The organism is bacterium, from assembly GCA_016124905.1.
In the GTDB taxonomy this organism is placed as follows: domain Bacteria; phylum Pseudomonadota; class Alphaproteobacteria; order Rickettsiales; family RI-342; genus RI-342.
Map to the genome: position 1 here is coordinate 1 of WGMV01000028.1, position 20816 is coordinate 20816.

General features: G+C 57.2%; 20 protein-coding genes. 14 read left to right on the plus strand and 6 right to left on the minus strand.

Annotation, left to right across the window (positions count from 1 at the left end):
* The 9 genes from ilvB to GC177_07730 all read left to right on the plus strand — a co-directional run.
* Nucleotides 1-1390, plus strand: a 1390-nt coding sequence (ilvB, locus tag GC177_07690) for a biosynthetic-type acetolactate synthase large subunit (protein MBI1275838.1), incomplete at its 5' end; no start/stop codon positions are given.
* A 65-nt stretch (nucleotides 1391-1455) separates the two neighbouring features.
* Complete coding sequence (locus GC177_07695) at nucleotides 1456-1917, plus strand: hypothetical protein (protein ID MBI1275839.1); 462 nt, start codon at nucleotides 1456-1458, stop codon at nucleotides 1915-1917.
* A gap of 30 nt (nucleotides 1918-1947) precedes the next feature.
* Nucleotides 1948-3363, plus strand: coding sequence for a trigger factor (locus tag GC177_07700; GenBank protein ID MBI1275840.1), 1416 nt, complete (start codon nucleotides 1948-1950; stop codon nucleotides 3361-3363).
* A gap of 160 nt (nucleotides 3364-3523) precedes the next feature.
* Complete coding sequence (locus tag GC177_07705; protein MBI1275841.1) at nucleotides 3524-4357, plus strand: histone; 834 nt, start codon at nucleotides 3524-3526, stop codon at nucleotides 4355-4357.
* 178 nt (nucleotides 4358-4535) lie between these two features.
* Nucleotides 4536-5792, plus strand: a complete 1257-nt coding sequence (ftsY, locus tag GC177_07710; protein MBI1275842.1) for a signal recognition particle-docking protein FtsY — start codon at nucleotides 4536-4538, stop codon at nucleotides 5790-5792.
* Nucleotides 5792-6538, plus strand: coding sequence for a hypothetical protein (locus GC177_07715; protein ID MBI1275843.1), 747 nt, complete (start codon nucleotides 5792-5794; stop codon nucleotides 6536-6538). The genes ftsY and GC177_07715 overlap by 1 nt, the downstream gene beginning before the upstream one ends.
* Nucleotides 6539-6629: 91 nt before the next feature.
* Complete coding sequence (gene acs, locus GC177_07720) at nucleotides 6630-8552, plus strand: acetate--CoA ligase (protein ID MBI1275844.1); 1923 nt, start codon at nucleotides 6630-6632, stop codon at nucleotides 8550-8552.
* A 49-nt stretch (nucleotides 8553-8601) separates the two neighbouring features.
* A complete protein-coding gene (locus GC177_07725) occupies nucleotides 8602-9714 on the plus strand; it encodes a hypothetical protein (GenBank protein MBI1275845.1) in 1113 nt (370 codons plus the stop codon).
* 44 nt (nucleotides 9715-9758) lie between these two features.
* A complete protein-coding gene (locus GC177_07730) occupies nucleotides 9759-10454 on the plus strand; it encodes a hypothetical protein (protein MBI1275846.1) in 696 nt (231 codons plus the stop codon).
* On the opposite strand, the gene GC177_07735 is transcribed toward GC177_07730, so the two are convergent.
* Complete coding sequence (locus GC177_07735; protein MBI1275847.1) at nucleotides 10451-10597, minus strand: entericidin A/B family lipoprotein; 147 nt, start codon at nucleotides 10595-10597, stop codon at nucleotides 10451-10453. The genes GC177_07730 and GC177_07735 overlap by 4 nt on opposite strands.
* Nucleotides 10598-10715: 118 nt before the next feature.
* Between GC177_07735 and GC177_07740 the strand changes: the two genes are divergently transcribed.
* Nucleotides 10716-11867 carry an acyl-CoA dehydrogenase gene (locus tag GC177_07740; GenBank protein MBI1275848.1) on the plus strand — a complete coding sequence of 384 codons (1152 nt, stop codon included), beginning with the start codon at nucleotides 10716-10718 and terminating at the stop codon, nucleotides 11865-11867.
* On the opposite strand, the gene GC177_07745 is transcribed toward GC177_07740, so the two are convergent.
* Nucleotides 11868-12899, minus strand: coding sequence for a hypothetical protein (locus GC177_07745; GenBank protein MBI1275849.1), 1032 nt, complete (start codon nucleotides 12897-12899; stop codon nucleotides 11868-11870).
* 118 nt (nucleotides 12900-13017) lie between these two features.
* Here GC177_07745 and GC177_07750 point away from each other — a divergent pair, with 118 nt between their 5' ends.
* Both GC177_07750 and GC177_07755 read left to right on the plus strand, forming a co-directional pair.
* Nucleotides 13018-14625 (plus strand): methylcrotonoyl-CoA carboxylase, encoded by a 1608-nt coding sequence (locus GC177_07750; GenBank protein MBI1275850.1) that lies wholly within the window; start codon nucleotides 13018-13020, stop codon nucleotides 14623-14625.
* Nucleotides 14626-14716: 91 nt separating this feature from the next.
* Entirely contained in the window at nucleotides 14717-16261 is a 1545-nt protein-coding gene (locus GC177_07755) for a hypothetical protein (protein MBI1275851.1), read from the plus strand.
* A gap of 2 nt (nucleotides 16262-16263) precedes the next feature.
* Here the strand turns inward: GC177_07755 and GC177_07760 are convergent, their stop codons facing one another.
* From GC177_07760 to argH, 4 genes are all read right to left on the minus strand, one after another.
* Nucleotides 16264-16650, minus strand: a complete 387-nt coding sequence (locus GC177_07760; protein MBI1275852.1) for a hypothetical protein — start codon at nucleotides 16648-16650, stop codon at nucleotides 16264-16266.
* A gap of 133 nt (nucleotides 16651-16783) precedes the next feature.
* The gene (gene lysA, locus GC177_07765) at nucleotides 16784-18046 is read right to left on the minus strand and encodes a diaminopimelate decarboxylase (protein ID MBI1275853.1); all 1263 of its coding nucleotides are present in this window, start codon (nucleotides 18044-18046) and stop codon (nucleotides 16784-16786) included.
* Between the two features lie 4 nt (nucleotides 18047-18050).
* Entirely contained in the window at nucleotides 18051-18242 is a 192-nt protein-coding gene (locus GC177_07770) for a hypothetical protein (GenBank protein MBI1275854.1), read from the minus strand.
* On the minus strand, nucleotides 18239-19684 hold the full coding sequence (gene argH, locus GC177_07775; GenBank protein ID MBI1275855.1) for an argininosuccinate lyase: 1446 nt from the start codon (nucleotides 19682-19684) through the stop codon (nucleotides 18239-18241). Before argH ends, GC177_07770 begins: the two co-directional genes overlap by 4 nt.
* Between argH and GC177_07780 the strand changes: the two genes are divergently transcribed.
* A complete protein-coding gene (locus tag GC177_07780) occupies nucleotides 19548-20273 on the plus strand; it encodes a redoxin family protein (protein ID MBI1275856.1) in 726 nt (241 codons plus the stop codon). The two genes, argH and GC177_07780, sit on opposite strands and share 137 nt — an antisense overlap.
* Nucleotides 20260-20808, plus strand: coding sequence for a methyltransferase domain-containing protein (locus GC177_07785; protein MBI1275857.1), 549 nt, complete (start codon nucleotides 20260-20262; stop codon nucleotides 20806-20808). The genes GC177_07780 and GC177_07785 overlap by 14 nt, the downstream gene beginning before the upstream one ends.
* Nucleotides 20809-20816: the final 8 nt, after the last annotated feature.

The following is a 20816-nucleotide window of genomic DNA, read 5'->3' on the forward strand; positions in this document are numbered from 1 at the left end:
AAGGCCCTGCACCAAGCATAATTATCTGGTGAAGCATGTGGATGAGCTTTCGCGCACCATGCATGAGGCGGCCAGCATCGCCCGGAGCGGCAGGCCCGGCCCGGTGGTGGTGGATATCCCCAAGGACATACAGAACCAGAAAACGGTGTATGTGAACCATCAGCATTATCGCCGTCCTTCCTACAAGGTGCAGACCAAGCCGGATGCGAAAGCGATTGAAGAGGCGGTGAAGCTGATTGCCGGTGCCAAGAAGCCGGTTTTCTATACGGGGGGCGGGGTGATTAACAGTGGTGACAAGGGCAGTGAGCTGTTGCGCGAATTCGTGCGCGCAACCGGTTTTCCCTGCACCTCCACCCTGATGGGGCTGGGAGCATTCCCGGCGAGTGACCCGCTTTTCCTTGGAATGCTCGGCATGCATGGCACGCTGGAAGCGAACCTTGCCATGTATCACTGCGATGTGATGATCAATATCGGCGCGCGGTTTGATGACAGGGTGGTGGGGGCGGTGCAGGGCTTCTCGCCGGGGTCCAAGAAAATCCATGTGGATATTGACCCGTCATCCATCAACAAATCGGTGCAAGTGGATATCCCGATTGTGGGGGATGCGGCCGAGGTGCTGGCGGCCATGCTGGCGGAATGGAAAAAGAAGAAATATCAGCCCAATGCCGAGGCGGTGGGCAAATGGTGGGCGCAGATCAAGCGCTGGCAGAGCAAGCAATGCCTGAAATATACTCAAAATGGCGACGGGATTAAGCCGCAATACGCGCTGGACAGGCTGGATGAGCTTTCCTGGAGCCCGGATACGTATATTACGACGGATGTGGGGCAGCACCAGATGTGGTCGGCCCAGTATTTTCGCTTCGATAATCCGCGCCGTTGGATGACCTCCGGCGGGCTCGGCACCATGGGTTATGGTCTGCCGGCGGCAGTCGGCGTGCAGATTGGTCATCCGGAAGGACGGGTGATCTGTGTTTCCGGCGATGCGTCCATCATGATGAATATCCAGGAACTGGCGACGATTGCGCAGTATCAACTGCCGATCAAACTCGTCATTTTAAATAACGGCTATATGGGCATGGTGCGCCAGTGGCAGGAAATGTTCCATGGGGAGCGGTATTCGCAGAGCTATTTTGAGGCATTACCTGACTTTGTGGCGCTGGCCGAGGCATTCCATATCAAAGGTATGCGTGTGACCAAGGCGGGCGAGCTGGATGCGGGCATCAAAGCCATGCTGGCGCATGACGGGCCGGTGCTGATGGATTTGGTGGTGGAGAAGCAGGAAAATGTGTTCCCGATGATTCCCGCAGGGGCGGGGCATAATGAGATTGTGCTCGGGCCGGGGCAGGATGTGGGCGAGCTGAATGAGGAAGATGGGATGGTGCTGATCTAGTTTGTCTCACTTTCGAAACAAAACTCTTTTATTAAAGGCAATCTTTCCATTGCTTTGCCCATGCCATGCAGAAACATCGATATACCTATAGCGACGGACCCATTACGCAGCTTTGCGTAGACGATCAGTATCTCCATTTTCGGGTGGCGGACGCGGATGTCGCCGTTGGCATTCTGAGGTCCATGGTGCCGTATTTTGATGGCGAATACATGGCGGTGGAGCTGGATGAGAAAATGTCGCCCCAATCGAGGGATGACGCGCTGGTGGCACGGCTTCTTAATCAGGAATGGGCCCCGGGGCGGGATTACACGGGCGTGTGGCAGCTCAAGAGCATGCATGCCCGGCAAGATCTGCCGTCATGCGACCCGCAATTGCTGATGGAATGGGTTCATCGCGGCGGCGAGGAGCCATATAACCAGCTGGTTATACCCGCCTGTTTTTCCGACTATATTATTGGTGTGCTGGCAGATGTGGCTCAGGATGTGGCGCAGGATATACCCAAACGCTTTGATATGGGTGGAATGTAGCCAATTTTCCCTTGCCGATGGGCATGGGCTATGGTTATGTGCCCCTCTTCATTTTTCATTAAGATATTGGGGACTCCCATGAACGTTACCGAAACCCTGGCCGATGGCCTGAAACGCGAACTCACCGTGGTGGTGGAAGCCGCTAAACTGCAAGCCCTGACCGAAGAGCGCCTGCAGGCCGTGAGCAAAAACGTGAAAATGCCGGGTTTCCGTCCGGGCAAAATTCCCGCCCAGGTGCTGAAGCAGCGCTATGGCCAGCAGGTGGCCGGTGAAGTGCTGGAGCGCGCCATCGATAATGCCAGCAAACAGGCGCTGGACCAGAAAGGTTACACCCCGGCGCTGCGCCCGCAGGTGACCATCAAGCAGTTTGGCGAAGGCCAGAACCTGGAATTCGCCATGAGCTTCGACCTGATGCCCACCCCGCCGGCCTTGGAGCTTGGGGATGTGAGCATTGAGCGCGATGTGTTTGATGTGGCGGAAGAGGATATTCAGGACGGGTTGTCCCGCCTGGCGAAGGCCAACAAACGCCTGAAGCCGGTGGAAAAAGCCCGCAAGTCCGCCGAGGGGGATGTGCTCCGTATCGATTTCCTCGGTAAAGTGGACGGCACGCCGTTTGAAGGCGGCAAGGCCGAGAATTTCACCATCGAGATCGGCTCCGGCCAGTTGATTCCGGGGTTTGAAGAGCAGCTGGTTGGGCTGAAGCCTGGCGACAGCACTGAAGTGAAGGTAACCTTTCCGGAAGAATATCATGCCGAGAACCTGAAAGGCAAGGCCGCCACGTTCGATGTGACGGTGCGCGAACTGCTGGAAGGCGAAGAGCCAACCGTGGATGATGAATTCGCTAAAATGTCTGGATTTAAAGACCTGGCGGATCTGAAAGATCGCGTGAAAGAGAAAATCACCCGTGATGTGAATGCGGTTGTGCGCATGCGCCAGAAAAAAGCTTTGTTTGACGCACTGGATACCAAACTGAGCTTCGACCTGCCGCAAAGCATGGTGGAAGAGGAGTTTGGCGGTATCTGGCAGAAGCTGGTGCAAACCCAGCCGGATGCGGAAAGCGACGAGGCGCTGAAAAAAGAATACCGCCAGGTGGCGGAGCGTCGCGTGAAGCTCGGGCTTTACCTGGCGGAAGTGGCCAAGCAACAGGCCATTCGCGTCAATCAGCAGGAGCTGCAGCAGGCGGTGATGGAGCAGGCACGCATGTTCCCGGGCCAGGAAACCAAAGTGGTGGAATTCTACCGTAAAAACCCGGCCGAGCTGACGACGCTTCAAGGGCCCATTCTGGAAGAAAAAGCGGTCGATTATGTTCTCACCCAGGTGAAATTGAAGGACAAAAAGACCAGTGTGAAGGCGATTGTCGAAGAAGAAAACAAAGAAAATGAAGCCGAGGCAGCAGCCCGCAAACCCGCGAAAAAGGCCGCTTCCAAGAAAACCAAGGCGGAATAAAAGACACTCTGAAAGGCGTTCGGAACCGCTGGTAACCTTTTGTAAAGGAATAGCAGTTAGAGTTCCGGAAACTCTGGAGGGTTTTCACATGTTAGATCGTATCTTCGGTAATAAGCCTGTGCCTGCCAAAAAGCAGACAGGTTCTTCTAAGTCGGCCGCTATGCCCGCAACGGCATATAAGCCTGTTACTGCTACCCCGGCTTCTCTGAAACCGGTTACTTCCACGACCTCTCTGGCTACCCCGGCTGCGAAAGCTCCGGCAAAGCCTGCTAAAAAAGCCACGGCTAAAAAAGCAGCGAAGAAGACCGTTGCCAAAAAGCCGACGGCTAAAAAAGCCACGGCCAAAAAAGCAGTGAAAAAGACCGCTGCCAAAAAGCCGACGGCTAAAAAGACGACCGCTAAAAAAGCAGTGAAAAAAGTAGCTGCTAAGAAAACAACCGCCAAAAAGACGACGGCTAAAAAAGCAGTGAAAAAAGTAGCTGCTAAAAAGCCGACGGCTAAAAAGACCGCCGCTAAAAAGCCAGCTGCTAAGAAAACAGCTGCTAAGAAGCCGGTTCTGAAGGCTGTTGCTTCCAAACCGGTTGCCAAAAAGACGGCTCCGAAGAAAAAAGCCAAAAAGACCGCCGCTAAAAAGCGCCCGGCTCTGATGGCTGCTTCCAAGCCGATGGTCAAAAAAGTATCCGGCAAGAAAGTTGCTGCCAAAAAACCTGCTGCTAAAAAGCCTGCCGCTAAAAAAGTGGCTGCTAAGAAGCCGGTTCTGAAGGCTGTTGCTTCCAAGCCCGCAGTTAAAAAAGTAGCTGCTAAAAAAGTAGCCGCTAAAAAGCCTGCCGCTAAAAAAGTGACGGGCAAAAAAGTGGCTGCCAAGAAGAAGCCGGTTCTGAAAGCCGCTGCTTCCAAGCCAGCTGCTAAAAAAGTTTCCGGCAAAAAAGTAGCAGCAAAAAAACCTGCTGCTAAAAAGCCGGCTGCTAAAAAAGTAGCAGCTAAAAAAAAATAACGCTGAAGTAAGCCACTCATCCCAGGATGAGTCGGAGACGGGGTTGCGGGAAATTCCTGCAACCCCTCTTTCGTTTAAAGAGCGCTTCAAACGTCTTTTCTCCGCCAGCAAACCGGCTGAACCCTCCAAGATTTTGCCGGTGGTGGAAGAATTGCCGAAGGTTGCTCCGTCCGATACGATCGATACCCCCAGCCCTGCCAAAAGACCCGCAGCAAAGGCAAAGCCTTCGCCCAAGGACGCGCCGGTAAACAAGCCTGCCGCGAAGAAAGAGACCGCTAAAAAAGAGACCGCTAAAAAACCGGTTTCCGTAAAGCCGGTGGCTCCCATCAAAAAAGTCCCGGCGCCTGCACCGCAGCCGGCCAAGCCGGTGCTGGTGAAACCCGTGATCGTGGCCGAGCCGGTTGTGGTTAAGCCGGTATTGGCCAAGCCCGTGATTGCCCCGCCCATTGAAGCGCCGGTGGTAGAAAAGCCAGTGCCCGCCAAACCCGTTTTGTCAGTGCCTGTGGTGACCGAGGGGCCGAAATCCTCCTGGTTCGGGCGGCTGAAAAGCGGGCTGCAACGAAGCTCCGGCCAGTTGACGGAAAGCATCAGCGGCATTTTCACCAAGCGCAAGCTGGATGACGCCATGCTGGATGAGCTGGAAGAGGCGCTGATTACCGCCGATATGGGGGTAGCGGTAGCGATGGAACTCCGCAACAGCCTGGCAAAAGACCGGCTGAACAAGGATGTGACCGATGAGGAGGTGAAGCTGCACCTGGCCAGCGGTATCGCCGCCATGCTGAAGCCTGTTGCAAAACCCCTTCAAATCACGGATGCCGGGCCTTTTATCATCAGCGTGGTGGGCGTGAACGGTAACGGTAAAACCACCACGGTGGCCAAGCTTGCCAAATATTACCAGGATCAGGGCAAAAAAGTGATGCTGGCGGCGGCGGATACGTTCCGCGCGGCAGCGGTGGAGCAGCTGCAGGTGTGGGGCAAGCGGCTTGGCAGCACAGTGATTGCCGGGGAAGCGGAGGCCGATCCCGCCAGTGTGGCCTACCGTGCCGTGGAGCAGGCCCGCAAGGAAAAGGCCGATATTCTCTTGATCGATACGGCTGGTCGTTTACATAATAAGACCGGATTGATGCAGGAACTGCAGAAAATCCACCGTGTGCTGACCAAGCATGACGAGGCCGCACCCCATGCGACGCTTCTGGTGCTGGATGCCACGACGGGCCAGAATGCGCATAACCAGGTGAAGATATTCGACGAGATGGTGAAGGTGAGTGGATTGATCGTGACCAAGCTGGACGGCACCGCCAAAGGTGGTGTGGTGGTTGGATTGGCGCGTGAGTTCGGCAAGCCCATCCATGCCATTGGCGTGGGGGAAAGCACCGAGGACCTGCGCCCGTTTGATGCGGATGAATTCGCCAAAGCGCTGCTGGGGGTTGCCTGATGGGTGAAGCGACGGCCCTTGCCGCGGATGAGATTCAGCTGATTGATGGAAAATGGCCCGCCGACAAAACGGTTGCCATGATGGCCGTCAACAGCGCTCTAAGTGGGCTGGGCTTTTACTTTCGCGGCATGACGGAAGCGGATTTGCACCGGATGTTCGGGGTGCAGGATTCCCTGCAATTTGTAGCCTCTCAGGGAGGGGCGCCCCAATTGGCGATGGTTCCTGCTCCGCTTTTGTCGGTGGAAGCGGTGAATTTGCTGAAATACAGTTTTCCGCATATCGGCCCCAACGCCATTTTATACATGACGGTGCTGGCCCCCACGGTGGAGGCCATTGCCCAGCATCCGTCCACGCCCGTGCCGTTGCGGCAATTCGCGCATGAGCACCCCGTTGCGCTGGCGCTTGCCATTGGCCTGGCTATCGGCGTGGCGTTCGAGCTGTTTCAGGGCATTACCCATACCGGCACGCCGGAGGCGATTGATTTGGTGGCGAATAACATGGGTTATGCCCTGGCCCTGTTGATGCCCAAGGCGATTGACCTTGTAATGCAGAAACAGGATGGCCATGTGATCAGCGATGCATTGCACCGGCTGGTGGATCCCATCGCCGAGCAGATGGGGGAAGCCTATCACGGTGCGATGTTTGACAGGGGCGTTGCCAATTTGCTGAGTTCCGACCGGCTTGTTCCCGGGGATGAGTGGCTGAAGCTGATGATGGACCATGGCGCGACGTCGCGCAGTAAGTGACGGAAAACCGGCGTGATATTCACGCCTCCTTAAATAGTTTGGCGCAGCATGATAGAAGGGTGGGACAGGCATCGTTACCCGGAGGCGCGCCATGAAAGATTTTTATCCCGTGTTGCCGCAATGGTCGGCCAGGGCCCATATCACCAAGGAAGAGTATGCCCGGCTTTATACGGAGTCGGTGAATGATCCAGACGGCTTCTGGGGGCGGATGGGGGAGGAGCTGCTCTGGCGCGAGCGCTGGAAAAATGTGTGCCAGGCCGATTTTGTTGAAGGAAATATCCGCTGGTTTGATGGTGGTAGTTTGAATGTGGCGGAGAATTGCCTGGATGTTCACCTGAAGCTGCGCGGAGAGAAACTGGCCATTATCTGGGAGGGCGACGAGCCGGGGCTGGTGCGGCGCATCACCTACCGCGAATTGCACGGCATGGTGTGTCAGGCGGCGAACCTGCTGGAATCGCTCGGTGTGAAAGCGGGCGACCGGGTGACGATCTACATGCCGATGATACCGGAAGCGGCGGTGGCCATGCTGGCCTGCGCACGCATCGGCGCGACGCATTCGGTGGTGTTTGGTGGGTTTTCGCCACATGCGCTGCGAGGAAGAATCGAAGACGCGGCCAGTGATTTCATCATCACCAGCGATGAGGGGCTGCGCGGCGGCAAAACGGTGCCGCTGAAGGCCAATGTGGATGAGGCCATCGAGGGGTTGACTATCCGGCATGTGCTGGTGGTGAAACGTACCGGTGCGGATGTGCCCTGGAAAGAAGGGCGGGACCTCTGGTGGCATGACACGGTGGAGAAGCAGCCCGCGGCGCACGAGGCTAGGGCGTTTGACGCGGAGCATCCGCTGTTCATTCTCTATACTTCCGGCTCTACCGGAAAACCCAAGGGGGTCCTGCACAGCAGCGCTGGGTATCTGCTCTATACGATGCTGACGCACCGTTATGTGTTCGATTATCACGAGGAGGATATCTACTGGTGCACGGCCGATGTGGGCTGGGTGACGGGGCATAGCTACATTGTGTACGGTCCGCTGGCCAATGGCGCGACCTCGCTGATGTTTGAAGGCGTGCCCAGTTATCCGAACGCGTCGCGCTTCTGGGACGTGATCGACCGCCATCAGGTGACGCAATTTTATACCGCGCCGACGGCTATCCGCGCCCTGATGCGCGAAGGGGACCATTGGGTGAAGAAACATTCGCTGGATACGCTGCGTGTGCTGGGGACGGTGGGTGAGCCGATCAACCCCGAAGTGTGGCGCTGGTATTACGATGTGGTGGGCGAGCGACGCTGCCCGATTGTGGATACCTGGTGGCAGACGGAGACAGGAGGGCATTTGATCACACCCATGCCGGGCGCAACAGACCTGAAGCCTGGCAGCGCGAGCCTGCCCTTCTTCGGTGTGCAGCCGGGGCTACTGGATGAAAAGGGCAAGGAAGTTGCCGGAGCCGGGGAAGGAGCGCTTTGCATCAAGGCAAGCTGGCCGGGCCAGGCGCGCACGGTATATGGCGACCATAAGCGGTTTAAAGAGACTTATTTCGGCGCGTTTCCGGGCTATTATTTCAGCGGGGATGGCGCGCGGCGGGATGAGGACGGCTATTACTGGATCACCGGGCGGATGGATGATGTGCTGAACGTATCCGGTCACCGGCTGGGGACGGCGGAGATTGAATCCTCCCTGGTGGCGCATGCGGATGTGGCCGAGGCAGCGGTGGTTGGGTTTCCGCATGATATCAAGGGCGAGGGAATTCATGCCTATGTGATGCTCAACCCGGGCATAGCGGGGGATGCCGCCAAGGCCGACGAGCTGAAGAAATGGGTGCGCAAGGACTTAAGCGCCATTGCCGCGCCCGACCGTATTCAATTCGCCGAAGGACTGCCCAAAACACGGAGCGGCAAGATCATGCGGCGGATATTACGGAAAATCGCGCATCGGGAGCTGGATGGCCTTGGGGATGTTTCCACCCTGCTGAACCCGGAGGCTGTGGAGCAGCTGAAAAAAGGGATTGTATTATAGGCGTAACAATTATTGGCTAGGGTGGCGCCCATTAAATTTAGGGGTCATAATGCCTGATTTTATCGAGATTGTTGACGATGCCACCCTTGCCGATGCGGCCTTTGCCCAGGACATAGAGGCAGTACTGACCGCGCTTGAAGGCAGTGATGCCGGGCAGGCATTCCTTGCGCAGGTTCAAAGCGGGATTGCCGAAAAGGGCTTTGCTTCCATTCGCATGCATACGTCCCTAAGCCCCGCAGGTGGAGGCGGCGCGCAGGTTGGCTTCAGTGAAGATGAGCACGGCAATCGCGTGGCCGATATTTATCTGGACCGCGAGCTTCTGGCCAATATCCGCTATTACGCGGAAGAGAACCCTGAATGGATGGAAGGCCTTTGGCAATCCGGCCAGGGTTATGATGGCACTGGGATGCCGCTTTCGTCCCTGGCGACGGATTATCGGCCCATGACGCTGGCCAATGCGGTGGTGCATGAGTTGGCCCACATGGTGACCATTGATGCTTCCCTGAGCAACCTTATCCAAGCCTATTCCTACAATGAGGCGGCCTTTTCGCCGTTGGATAGTTTTGGCGCGTATGTTGAAGCCCTGCGGGCAGCGCAGCCTAACCTGCCGGAATTTTTAAGGGACGACTTGCCGCGCATTCATCTGGAAGGGCCAACGGGCACCCAGGTGAACGCCACCATTGTGGAGATGCTTGAGAACCCTTCCATTCTCACGGATGCCGGGCTTCCAACGCTGGATGAATTGAGCCAGGACCCGATGCACCATATTTCCATGTACCGTACCGTGTTGCCTGCCATGAATTTCGTTTCCGACCTCATGATACGCCACAATGAGGAACTGACCATCGGGGTTGAGGCGCAGGTTGTGCATGATGTGTTTGGCCTTGATAATGGCCGTGAGCATTATGACGATGCATGCCATACCGCGGGCGATGTGACGCTGCCAACCGGGCTTGAAGGGGTGCGGCTGGTGGAAGAGCCGACCGCCACGCCCGAAACCTATGTAACCGGGGGGAATGCTCCTGGCAGTATTGCCATTACGATACAGCGGCTGCCGGCAGAAGAATGCACCGTGTTTGATGCAAGTCATCTTACACGGGATACGGCCGCCTATTACTACCGGCAACAGCTTGCCGAAGAAGCGGCCTCGCCGTCTCGTTAAGCGGCATGGTCATCACCTTCACCCTCAAGTAATTTCTGACTCTCATGTACGCCAAGGATCTCATCGCAAACGCCCTTCAGGAGCAGGAACAAGCCTGGGAACGGCTTGTGCAGGCGATTGAAGCGCGTGCGCAGCCCATCATCGACGAGCTTCTGGTGCCGGATTTGCGGCATATCGCCCAAGCTGAATGCGGAATTGATTACGATGCGCTGACCGCCGACCAGCAAAGTGATTTTCTTGAAGAATTTCGTAACTTTGTGGCCAGACAACAGGCGCAGTATATGACCCTGTACAAGCAGCGCTGCGGGCTAAAGGAAATTCCGGAAATTGTGGATGAGATTACCGATCTTCTAAAGGCGGATAATCCATCGGGTGCGATAAAGCGGCTGTTGCAGCATGCCGCGGCTATTGAAGGTTTTTACCAGTCACAGACATTTGTTGCCATCCTGGTGGAACTGGATGTGGGCATGTTTAATGACCTGGTGTTGGAGGGTATGCAGAAAGATCAGGCGCGGGACTTGATCGATGCCATGTACCTTATGGTTGGGCAAACCAATATGGGGGCCGTGGTGGATGCCGCCTATAACTGCGCCACCTCAGGCATTATCGACCAGGCCTTGCGGCAGCATGCCGCCGCGATGCGTGAGCATGAAAAAAGCTGGCTGGACCAGGGACATCTGGATGCAGTGGCGCGGCATATGCGGGAATTTTCCGAGCGGCAATGGGGGGCCGCCGTTTAGCAGCAGCGTTGGATTTTTTCGCCTGCGCGCTCAATGTCCGCCCCGGCGCCGCGTACCGTGTTGCCGCAACCGGCAACGGCCATGACAATCATCCCGGCTAGGGCGATTTTTACCAGTGAGGTGAGACGCATAGCTTGCTCCATTCTTTCTCCCAATGGGTTTCTTATAGCCACAGGCAATCGCGGCGGCAAGGCTTGCGGTGAGCGTGCGCCCGGGGTAGTTTGCGGCAAACAGGAAACATTATCGAAAATTGGGGCACCGATGGATTTCACGCTTGAGCCGCATTATCAGCAACTGCGCGATGCCGTGCGCGATTTTGCCGAAAACGAGATCAAACCCCGGGCACGTGAGCTGGATGAGAAAGAGCAGTTCTCGCCGGAGCTGACGCGCAAGATGGGTGAGCTTGGGCTGTTTGGCATTGTGGTGCCGACGGAATATGGGGGGCAGGGCATGGATTACATGAGCTATGCCCTTGTGTGCGAGGAGCTGGCGCGGGTGGATGGCAGCCATGCGGCGACCGTGACGGCGCATAATTCGCTCGGCTGCGGGCCGCTTTATTATTTCGGCAATGATGAGCAGCGGAAGAAATATCTGCCGCAGCTTGGCACCGGCCAGGCGCTTTGGGCGTTCGGGCTGACGGAGCCATCGGCGGGGTCGGATTCGCGCGGGTCCAAGACGGTGGCGAAGAAGGTGGATGGCGGCTGGGTCATCAACGGGTCCAAGATTTTTATCACCAACGGCTCCAGCGACATGTGCGCGGGTGTGACGGTGCAGACGGTGACGGGGCAGGATGCGAAAGGGCGGCCTGAATTCACCTGCTTCATCGTGGAGAAAGGCAACCCCGGATGGACGGCCAAACCGCTGAAGCATAAGATGATGTGGCGCGCTTCCGATACGTCGGAGCTTTATTTCAACGATTGCTTTGTGACCGATGATGCGATGCTGGGTGCGCAGGGGTCTGGTTCCCGTCAGATGCTGGAGACGCTCGACAGCGGCAAGATCGGCATTGCGGCGATGGGTGTGGGCGCGGCGCAGGGGGCGTTTGAAGCCGCCACGGCTTATGCGAAAGAGCGCAAACAATTCGGCCAGCCGATCGCCAATTTTCAGGCTATTGCCTTCAAGCTGGCGGATATGGAAGTGAAAATCCAGATGGCGCGTACCTATCTGCACAAGGTGTGCTGGATGCGTGACCGGGGCATGAACATCACCAAGGAAGGCGCGATCGCCAAGCTTTATGCCAGCGAGATCGCCAAGGAAGTGTGCGACGAGGCCGTTCAGATCCATGGCGGCTATGGGCTGATGAAGGAATATGACGTGGAGCGCTTCTACCGCGACCAGCGGCTGCTGCAGATCGGCGAGGGCACGTCGGAAGTGCAGCGGCTGATTATTTCGCGCGCGGTGCTCACGGCGTGATTACAAGTGCCAGGCTGGAATGGTTCCCACTTCAGCCGTGGTGACCAAGGCTTGATACTGCTGGCATAGGCCAATATCCGGAATGAGCTGCTCTGCCAGCTGGCAGAGGATTGGCGCATCGCGCATATAGTGGCGCGTGGCGCACTCTTCCTGAAGAACGCTGTTTAACATGAGTTGGGCTGGATAGGCCGATTCGAACGGGACTTCATCTGCGGCATGAAGGCCATCCAGTGAGATTTTGCCCTTTAGATAGCGGTCTTTCATGAGGGTTGGGTCTTTTCCTGAATCCATCAGCACCCATTTTCCTGCCGGGATCTGTTTAACGCTGCCATCGGACGTAGCAACACAGATGGGATCCTGAATGGATTTGAGCAGGGTTATCCAATGGGGATCGGCACTTTCCAGCATGGAGTGAAACATATCGCGCGAGCATGGAGAGAGTTCTGAGCCATGTGTGCACAGCACACGCCGAATGGCAGGCTTAATGGATTCTTCCCATGTGTCCTCGGTTGGGACGAAGCCCATGCTCGACCAGAGGGATTTGCCATCCCTTTCGCACATGATGGTCAGGGAGTCGTGCCCAAGCCTTGCGGCGAGCATGGCACGAAAGTGCATCAATCCTTTGCCAAGACCGTTCCCACGGATGGCGGGTGGAATGTTGGTTTCTCCTGGTGGGAAAGATCGGCCTTCCAGCGGAGCAAGCCAATTCTCGTTCAGCGGCTCATAGCCAACAGACTGGACAGGCTGGGCGTGTGTACGGCCGCCGTTAAACATCACGTCCAGACTAAGAACCGTATTGTTCAGGTTCACGTTCAGAAAGCAGTCTGGAGGCAGATGGTCCTGCGCGGTGTTTTGCAGAATGGTTAGGAATTCTTCCCAGGTTTGCGGTAATGGGCTTTCGGGCAAATAGTCATGCAGAAAACGGCGAAAATGGGCATAACTTTCGGCGATGGTTTGTTCCTGAACGGAATAGACGGATTCGTCTTGCCGAAGACCAAAAAAATGGACCAATGTGGTTGTGCCGCTTGCCATGACACGTTCTTAAGGGGCCTGCATGACAATATGGTGATGGTTTTGTAACCGCTTGATGGCGTTTTGACTTCATGCTTGACCATTTGACGGCTAAAAGAAAGCAAACAGAGAGGGTATGATGGCCATTCTTTCCAGCCAGATCGATTCGCAGCTTAAGGCTTTCAAGGAACGCAGCCAACATCATTTGAGACTGCGAGAGCAATTGACCCGTATGCTGGAAAAAGCCGCACTGGGGGGCGGCAAAGCGGCAGTGGAGAAACATCGTGGACGCGACAAGCTGATGGCGCGGGAGCGTATCGAGAGGGTGATCGACCCTGGTACGCCGTTTCTGGAAATGTCGGCGCTGGCGGCGCATGGGCTGTATGACGGCGAGGTGCCCTCCGCCGGGATGGTGACGGGCATCGGCGTGGTGAATGGCGTGCCGTGCCTGTTTGTGGCCAATGATGCAACCGTCAAGGGCGGCACCTATTTCCCGATGACGGTGAAGAAGCATTTGCGTGCGCAGGAAATCGCGCGGGAGAACGGGTTGGCGTGTTTGTATCTGGTGGATTCGGGCGGGGCGTTTTTGCCGATGCAGTCAGAAGTTTTTCCCGACAAGGAGCATTTCGGGCGAATTTTTTACAATCAGGCGCAGATGTCGGCGGCGGGTATTCCACAGCTGGCGGCGGTGCTGGGCAGTTGCACGGCGGGCGGGGCCTATGTGCCCGCCATGTGCGACGAGACGATCATAGTGAAGGGCAATGCCACCATCTTTCTGGCAGGGCCGCCGCTGGTGAAGGCGGCCACGGGCGAGGATGTGAGTGCCGAGGAACTGGGCGGGGCGGAGACGCATACACGGCTTTCCGGTGTGGCGGATCATTACGCCCATGATGAGGAAGAAGCGCTGGAGCGGCTGCGCGGCATGGTGAGCGGGTTGAACGTGCCGCCCTTATCGCCGCCCCCTTTTGTGCCTGAGGCGCCGCTTTACCCGGCGGAGGAAATCCTCGGCATTCTGCCCGAGGATACGACCAAGACACCGTTTGATGTGCGGGAAATCATTGCGCGGCTCGTGGATGGTTCGCGTTTTGATGAGTTCAAGGCCAATTACGGCACGAGCATTGTGTGCGGGTTTTCCCGCATTCACGGGTACCCCGTGGGGATTGTGGCAAATAATGGCGTGTTGTTTGCCGAGGCTGCCCTCAAGGCCACGCATTTCATCGAGCTTTGCGCCAGCCGGAAGATTCCGCTGCTGTTCCTGCAAAATATCACCGGATTTATGGTGGGCAAAAAAGCTGAGGCAGAAGGCATTGCCAAGCATGGCGCCAAAATGGTGATGGCGGTGAGCAATGCGGCCGTGCCCAAGCTGACGGTGGTGATTGGCGGGTCATACGGCGCGGGGAATTACGGCATGTGTGGCCGTGCCTTCGGCCCCCGATTCCTGTGGATGTGGCCCAATGCCAAGATCGCGGTGATGGGCGGGGAACAGGCGGCGGGCGTGTTGACCCGCATCCGGGCGGACAGCCTGGAAAAACAGGGGAAAAAACCCGATGCCAAGTCGCTTAAGACCATTCAGGAGACCATGAGCCGGAAATATGAGGAGGAATCTTCGGCTTATTACAGTACGGCCCGGCTGTGGGACGATGGTGTGATAGATCCGCTTAAAACAAGGGGTATCCTCGGGTTGGCGCTGGGTGTTACCCAGTATAAACCGGCGGCGGAGACCCGTTTTGGCGTGTTTCGGATGTAAATCATTAAAATATTTACATAAGTTAACAACCATCACGAATTCTTCATGTTTTTATGGTTAAATGGGACGCTTGATTGATTAGGGCATTCCCATGGCGGTATCGCCGCATCCCATGCCGGAGACTAACCATGCGTCCTTAAGCCTGACGCATTTGGAAAAGTGCGACCTTCCGCAGGGCGGCGCAGTGTTTACGCTTTATATCCCCAAAGATGCCGGACCAAACAGCTTGGGCGCGCTGAGCCGCTTCCTGGAAGGAAAGGGCTGTCATCTGCAGCCTGAATTCGCCGATAACCCGAGCGAGCCGGTGCTGCGCATCGGCATGCTGGAACAGGCGGACAAGTTGGAAAGCTGGCTGAAGGATGAATTTCCCACCTGGCAGGAAGCGAACCTGTGGGAGCATGAGGCACGGCTGGACATACCGAGGGACCTGGAAATCAACCCTCTGAAAACACGCGAGCTTGAATATCAGCGCGAAGGCGTTACCCCCTGGGGTAAGATCCGCAACCGTTTCGGTTATAAAATCGGCCCAATTGCGGGGGCGGCCTTCAATGCCGGTAACGTCATGATGCTGGTTTCGTCGCTCTCTTCTGGGACGAATGGAAAGATCGACGCGACCCGTATGCTTTCGGCGCTGACTTATATCGCCTCTTCCGCCGTGGTGATCGCCAATTCGGCAGAGCCTGCCAAAAGCAGGCCACTGGATGAGGTGGTGAAGGAAGCCATCGGCAATATCGATGATCCGGAAACGCGCGGCCTGCTGCAGACCAAGCTGCCCAACCTCACGCCCTGGGTGGAAAAGATCCAGTACGCAGTGAAGAATAACCCCTGGGAGGTCAAGGCGCTGATGGACAGCCTGGCCGGAGCCTCCATGTTCTATGGCGCGCTGCGCAGCGGCCGTCCGGTAACGGCCATGTCCGCCGCGCTTGGAGTTGCCGCCATCGGGGCGCAATTAACGCCCCCGCGCTTCCGCAGCTCCATCGTCGATATTCAGTATATCAAGGATAAGCTCGACGATATGGGGGTGGCATCCAAATGGGTGAAGCTTCAGGCCGAGCAGCCCATCGTTAAAGGTTTGTGGGGGCAGTTGCAGAAAGGGTTCCACTGGCTGCAGGAGCATAACCTTGCCGTGTCCGGCTTTCTGGGGGCGCTGTCGAGCGTCGGGTATATGATTTCGGGCTTTTTGGGTAAGAAATCAGGTGAGAATTCCACGCTTTCGGCCAGTGGGCTGATGTTTTTGACGGGCAATGTGCTGCAATCCATGACCTTGCAGAAGACCGGCTTCAGCCTTGGGGACATCACCTTTGCTTCCGCCCATGCCATGCAGGAACAGAACGCCAATGTGGATGCCACGCAGGATGCGACGCAGGAGCGCATTCACGGCATGGCCATGGCATTGACCAACCAGCCCGAGGTGCACCAGCAGCCCGCCAAAATCAGCCGCCGCATGGTGGCCATGATGGACATCATGAAAACCGAGCATGAATTGAGCCTGCTGAAACCGGACGGCTACTTGACCAATATGAACTGGAACGAACAGCGCAAACGCGATTTCATCGAGCATCCCTGCACGCCACGTACGGCCGCGCTGGAACAGATTGCCGCGCAGCAGGGCATGGCGATGCCGATGGCTCAATAAGGCTAGACGCTGGCGCCTGCGGCTTCGTTGAAGCGTTGTTCCAGGTTCTGCAAATCACTCAGTACCCTATCGAGAAACTCGATCTGCTCAAGCTGATCGGGCTGGCTCTGAATCTGTGACCGCTGGTTATTTACCACGTTACGTACATGCTGATCGAAACGGATGGCGTTCAGAATATTGCCGGTGGCTGTTTGCGCGGAGGTTTCCAGAAGCCGGTCCACGCTGCGCAGGTAGGTGATGATATCGGAACCGTCGAAGGTGATTTTTTCATCGCCGTCCTTGCCTTCTTTCAATTCTTCCGGGAACAACGTGTCGCGGAAGGTGATGCGCTCATTGCGTGCCTGCTGCGCGTAGGCGGTCAGGTGGGGATAGGGCGTTGCCTGGCTCATTGTCGTCCTCATTAATAACATTTATTTTTCGCATAATGTTTAATTTCACTTTCCAGTAAAGAAAAATATTTTTCACCACATTATGATTATGTGGAATTGTGGTGTGGAATTTCCCCGGTAGAAAGGGGCCTTTTTAAAGCCAGGAGGGGATGGATTGATGCTTGATGAGGTCTTCGTATGTCTGGCGCGGATGGGTGATGGCCCAGTTTGCGTCTTTTACCATGCATTCGGCCAGGCGGGGGCGGGCATTGTAGGTGCCGGCCATGACGGCGCCATAGGCACCGGCGGAACGGAAGGCGACCAGATCGCCCGGTTTAAGATGAGGTAGGGCACGCTGCTCGGCGAAGATGTCGCCGGTTTCGCAGACGGGCCCGACCACGTCGAAAGGTGTCAGGGCTGCGTCGGCCGAGGCTTCCCGCACGGGGACAATGTCGTGATGCGCGCCGTAGAGGGAGGGGCGGATGAGGTCGTTCATGCCCGCATCAAGGATGAGGTAGGTGCGGCTGGCGCCTTGTTTCACATAGAGCACGCGGCTGACTAAAACGCCTGCATTGCCGACCATGACGCGGCCAGGCTCGCACAGCATGCGCAGGTTCAGATGGCTTAAGGTGCGGCGGATGATGGCGGCATAATCGGTGAGGGTGGGGGCGGTCTGGTGTTCGTGGTAGCGGATGCCGAAGCCGCCGCCGACATCGATGCTTTCGATGGTCAGGCCGTTGCCGCGGAGGTCTTCCACGAAACTGGCGACGCGGTTGAAGGCCATCTCAAACGGCTGCAGGTCGAGCAGTTGAGAGCCGATATGCACGCTTACGCCCTTAACGGCGATGTGGGGCATACCGGCTGCGCGCGTATAGAGCGCGAGCGCTTGCTTCATGTCGATGCCGAATTTGCTTTCCTTCTGGCCGGTGGAGATTTTGGCGTGGGTTTTGGGGTCGACATCCGGGTTGATGCGGAAGGCGACGGGGGCTTTGACGTTTAAGCTGGCGGCGACTTCGTTCAGTGCGTCCAGTTCCGGTTCGGATTCGACGTTGAACTGCATGATGTTTTGCGAGAGGGCGTAATGCATTTCCTCTCGCGTTTTGCCGACGCCGGAAAAGACGATGCGGTTTGCAGGGATGCCCGCGTGCAGGGCTTTGCGGATCTCCCCTTCGGAGACCACATCGGCGCCCGCGCCGAGCTTGGCGAAAAGGTGGAGAATGGCGAGGGAATCATTTGCCTTTACAGCGTAGCATATCTGGTGGTTCAGGCCTTGCAGGGCTTCGTTGAACACCGTGTAATGCCGCGCGATGGTAGCGCTGCTGTAGCAGTAAAACGGCGTGCCGAGTTCTTTGGCGAGTTGCTCAAGAGAGACGGATTCGGCGTGAAGCGTGCCGTTTTTATAATCGAAATGGTCCATGGTATCAGCGTCTCAAACTGGGGTCGTATACAGGGTTTTTCAGCGTTTCCACATCCGGCATGGATTTTTCCGGCAGCACGCCGCTCGGGCTGGATTCCCGCGTGTCGTCGTCCGGCAGGCGGAGGTCGCGCTTCACGCCGCAGGCGCAGAGGCTGAGGATAAGCAGGTTCATGACTAACAGACGGGTGAGGGTCATAGGTCGAGCTCCCGTTTCCAGCGGCGAAGTTGTTCACGTATGCGGTAGGGCGCGGTGCCGCCGTAGCTCATACGGCTGGCAACCGATTGCTCCACGCTCAGGCGTGAAAAGACATCCTGCGTGATGCGTGGTTCGACGGTCTGCATCTCGGCCAGGGAGAGGGCGTTCAGTTCGCAGGATTTATCCTCGGCGAGCTTGACGATTCTGCCGGTGATGTGGTGTGCCTGACGGAAGGGAATGTTCAGGCTTTGCACCAGCCAGTCCGCCAGGTCGGTAGCGGTTGAGTAACCAGCGCTGGCGGCCTGGAGCATGCGGTCTTTATGAATCTGCATGTCGGCGATCATGCCTTCCACCGCGGCGAGGCATAGGGGAAGCTGTGTGGCTGCATCGATGATAGCTTCCTTGTCTTCCCGAAGGTCCTTATTGTAGGCGAGCGGGAGGGATTTTAGCAGCGTGAGCATCTGCACCAGTGAGCCGGTGATGCGCCCCGTTTTGCCGCGCACCAGTTCGGCGGCATCGGGGTTGCGTTTTTGCGGCATGATGGAGCTGCCGGTGGTGAAGGCCTCCGACAGGGTGATGAAACGCCACATGGGGGTGGACCAGTTGATGAGCTCCTCGCACAGGCGGGAAAGGTGCGTGGCCATGATGGCGCCCGCGGCGAGGAATTCGATGGCAAAATCGCGGCTGGCCACGGCATCCAGCGAATTACCCATCGGCTTGATGAAACCGAGGGTTTTGGCGGTCATGTCGCGGTCGATCGGGAAGGAGGTTCCCGCGAGAGCGGCGGCGCCAAGCGGACATTCGTTGAGGCGTTTGCGGCAGTCGGCGAAGCGGCCCGCATCTCGCGCGAGCATTTCCACATAGGCGAGGAGATGATGGCCGAGGGTGACGGGCTGCGCGGGCTGAAGGTGGGTGAAGCCGGGCATGATGGTTTCGACATGCTCGTCGGCGCGCGCATAGAGGGCGCGTTGCAGGCGCTTGATGGATTCTAGCACGGCATCGCAGGCTTCACGCGTGAAGAGGCGCACATCGGTGATGACCTGGTCATTACGCGAGCGGGCGGTGTGCAGGCGCCCGGCGCTTTCGCCGATGAGTTCCGCCAGGCGGTGCTCCACATGCATGTGGATGTCTTCCAGCGCATCGGTAAAAGTGAATTGACCGTCGGCGATTTCTTTTTCAATCTGCTTGAGGCCATTCAGAATGGCTTCATGGTCCGCCCGGCTGATGATGCTGCTGGCGGCCAGCATGGCGGCATGGGCACGGGAACCGGCAATATCCTGGCGGTAAAGGTGTTTATCCACGCCGATGGAAGGGTTGATGGTCTGCATGGCTTCCGCCGGGCCACGCGAGAAATGGCCGCCCCACATCTTGTTACCCCCTGCTTTTTGGGAGGGCGGTTGTTGCGGAGCAGCATTTGAGCTATATGGTTTTTTAGCAGCCATGGAGGATGTAATGAAACAGGTTTGGATGATTGGGCTTGTATGTAGCATGTGGCTGGCGGTGAGTCACCCCCTGCCAGCACTGGCCATGGGAACCCGGCCCGGAAGCGACATGGAGGAGACCCAGATCGACGAGCATCCGTCGCCGGTCGCCATTCCCGATATCAGCTTTAACGACCAGCTGGGCAAGGAATATTACCTGTCGCAATATCGGGGCTATGTGGTGATGCTCAATTTCTGGGCAACCTGGTGCCCACCCTGCGTGCGGGAAATGCCCGCGCTGGACCGGCTTCAGGGGCGGTACGGTTATAAAGGCCTGGCGGTGATTTCCGTCGCCCAGGACCGGGGAACGCAGGAAAAAAGCGCCCAGCAGGTGGTGACGCAGTTCTATAACCAATACGGCGTGCGCTATCTCGGCATCTATTACAACCAGGATGCCGCCAGTTATTCCAATTTACATATCCCGGGATTGCCGACCACTTTGCTGATCGACCGGCACGGGCGGGAGCGCGCGCGCATTCGCGGGGCGATCGACTGGGAGAGCCCGGCTTTCATCAAGAAGCTCGAGGATTTGCTGAATAGTGGCGAATAGCCCTGAGTTTCAGGCTCTGGAGTTTCAGGCCGGGGCGGCGTTCGGCACTGGGCAGCATCCTTCCACCATCGGGGCATTGCAGGCCATAGGCGGGCTTGCAGGAGTTATTGAGCCAGCGGCGATTCTGGATATCGGCTGCGGGTCGGGACTGCTCTCGCTGGCGGCGGCGCATTACTGGCCGGGCGCGCGTATCGTGGCTTCGGACATCATGCAGGAGGCGGTAGAGACGACACGGCTGAATGCCGAGCAGGCCGGGCTGGGTGGGCATATTCACGCGGTGCGGGCAGATGGCGCGCAGCATGCGGAGATTGGCACACGGGCGCCGTATGGGCTGATCCTGTGCAACATTTTTGCGGAGCCGATCATCGGCATGGCGGATGATATCGCCCGGTTGCATGCGCCAGGCGGAGCCATTGTGCTTTCGGGCATTCTGGCATGGCGGCAGTGGCAGGTGGAAGAGGCCTTTGCGTTGTATGGGCTTAAGAAGGTCGAGGTGATTGAACTGGGTGAATGGCGGACCCTGATACTCGGATAACAGAGAAG

Bases quoted from the DNA above. Each gene is read 5' to 3' on its own strand.
- GC177_07695 (MBI1275839.1), top strand. From the start codon at position 1,456: ATGCAGAAACATCGATATACCTATAGCGACGGACCCATTACGCAGCTT.
- GC177_07700 (MBI1275840.1), top strand. From the start codon at position 1,948: ATGGTTATGTGCCCCTCTTCATTTTTCATTAAGATATTGGGGACTCCC.
- GC177_07705 (MBI1275841.1), top strand. From the start codon at position 3,524: ATGCCCGCAACGGCATATAAGCCTGTTACTGCTACCCCGGCTTCTCTG.
- GC177_07715 (MBI1275843.1), top strand. From the start codon at position 5,792: ATGGGTGAAGCGACGGCCCTTGCCGCGGATGAGATTCAGCTGATTGAT.
- acs (MBI1275844.1), top strand. From the start codon at position 6,630: ATGAAAGATTTTTATCCCGTGTTGCCGCAATGGTCGGCCAGGGCCCAT.
- GC177_07725 (MBI1275845.1), top strand. From the start codon at position 8,602: ATGCCTGATTTTATCGAGATTGTTGACGATGCCACCCTTGCCGATGCG.
- GC177_07730 (MBI1275846.1), top strand. From the start codon at position 9,759: ATGTACGCCAAGGATCTCATCGCAAACGCCCTTCAGGAGCAGGAACAA.
- GC177_07735 (MBI1275847.1), bottom strand. From the start codon at position 10,597: ATGGAGCAAGCTATGCGTCTCACCTCACTGGTAAAAATCGCCCTAGCC.
- GC177_07740 (MBI1275848.1), top strand. From the start codon at position 10,716: ATGGATTTCACGCTTGAGCCGCATTATCAGCAACTGCGCGATGCCGTG.
- GC177_07745 (MBI1275849.1), bottom strand. From the start codon at position 12,899: ATGGCAAGCGGCACAACCACATTGGTCCATTTTTTTGGTCTTCGGCAA.
- GC177_07750 (MBI1275850.1), top strand. From the start codon at position 13,018: ATGGCCATTCTTTCCAGCCAGATCGATTCGCAGCTTAAGGCTTTCAAG.
- GC177_07755 (MBI1275851.1), top strand. From the start codon at position 14,717: ATGGCGGTATCGCCGCATCCCATGCCGGAGACTAACCATGCGTCCTTA.
- GC177_07760 (MBI1275852.1), bottom strand. From the start codon at position 16,650: ATGAGCCAGGCAACGCCCTATCCCCACCTGACCGCCTACGCGCAGCAG.
- lysA (MBI1275853.1), bottom strand. From the start codon at position 18,046: ATGGACCATTTCGATTATAAAAACGGCACGCTTCACGCCGAATCCGTC.
- GC177_07770 (MBI1275854.1), bottom strand. From the start codon at position 18,242: ATGACCCTCACCCGTCTGTTAGTCATGAACCTGCTTATCCTCAGCCTC.
- GC177_07780 (MBI1275856.1), top strand. From the start codon at position 19,548: ATGGAAGGGTTGATGGTCTGCATGGCTTCCGCCGGGCCACGCGAGAAA.
- argH (MBI1275855.1), bottom strand. From the start codon at position 19,684: ATGGCTGCTAAAAAACCATATAGCTCAAATGCTGCTCCGCAACAACCG.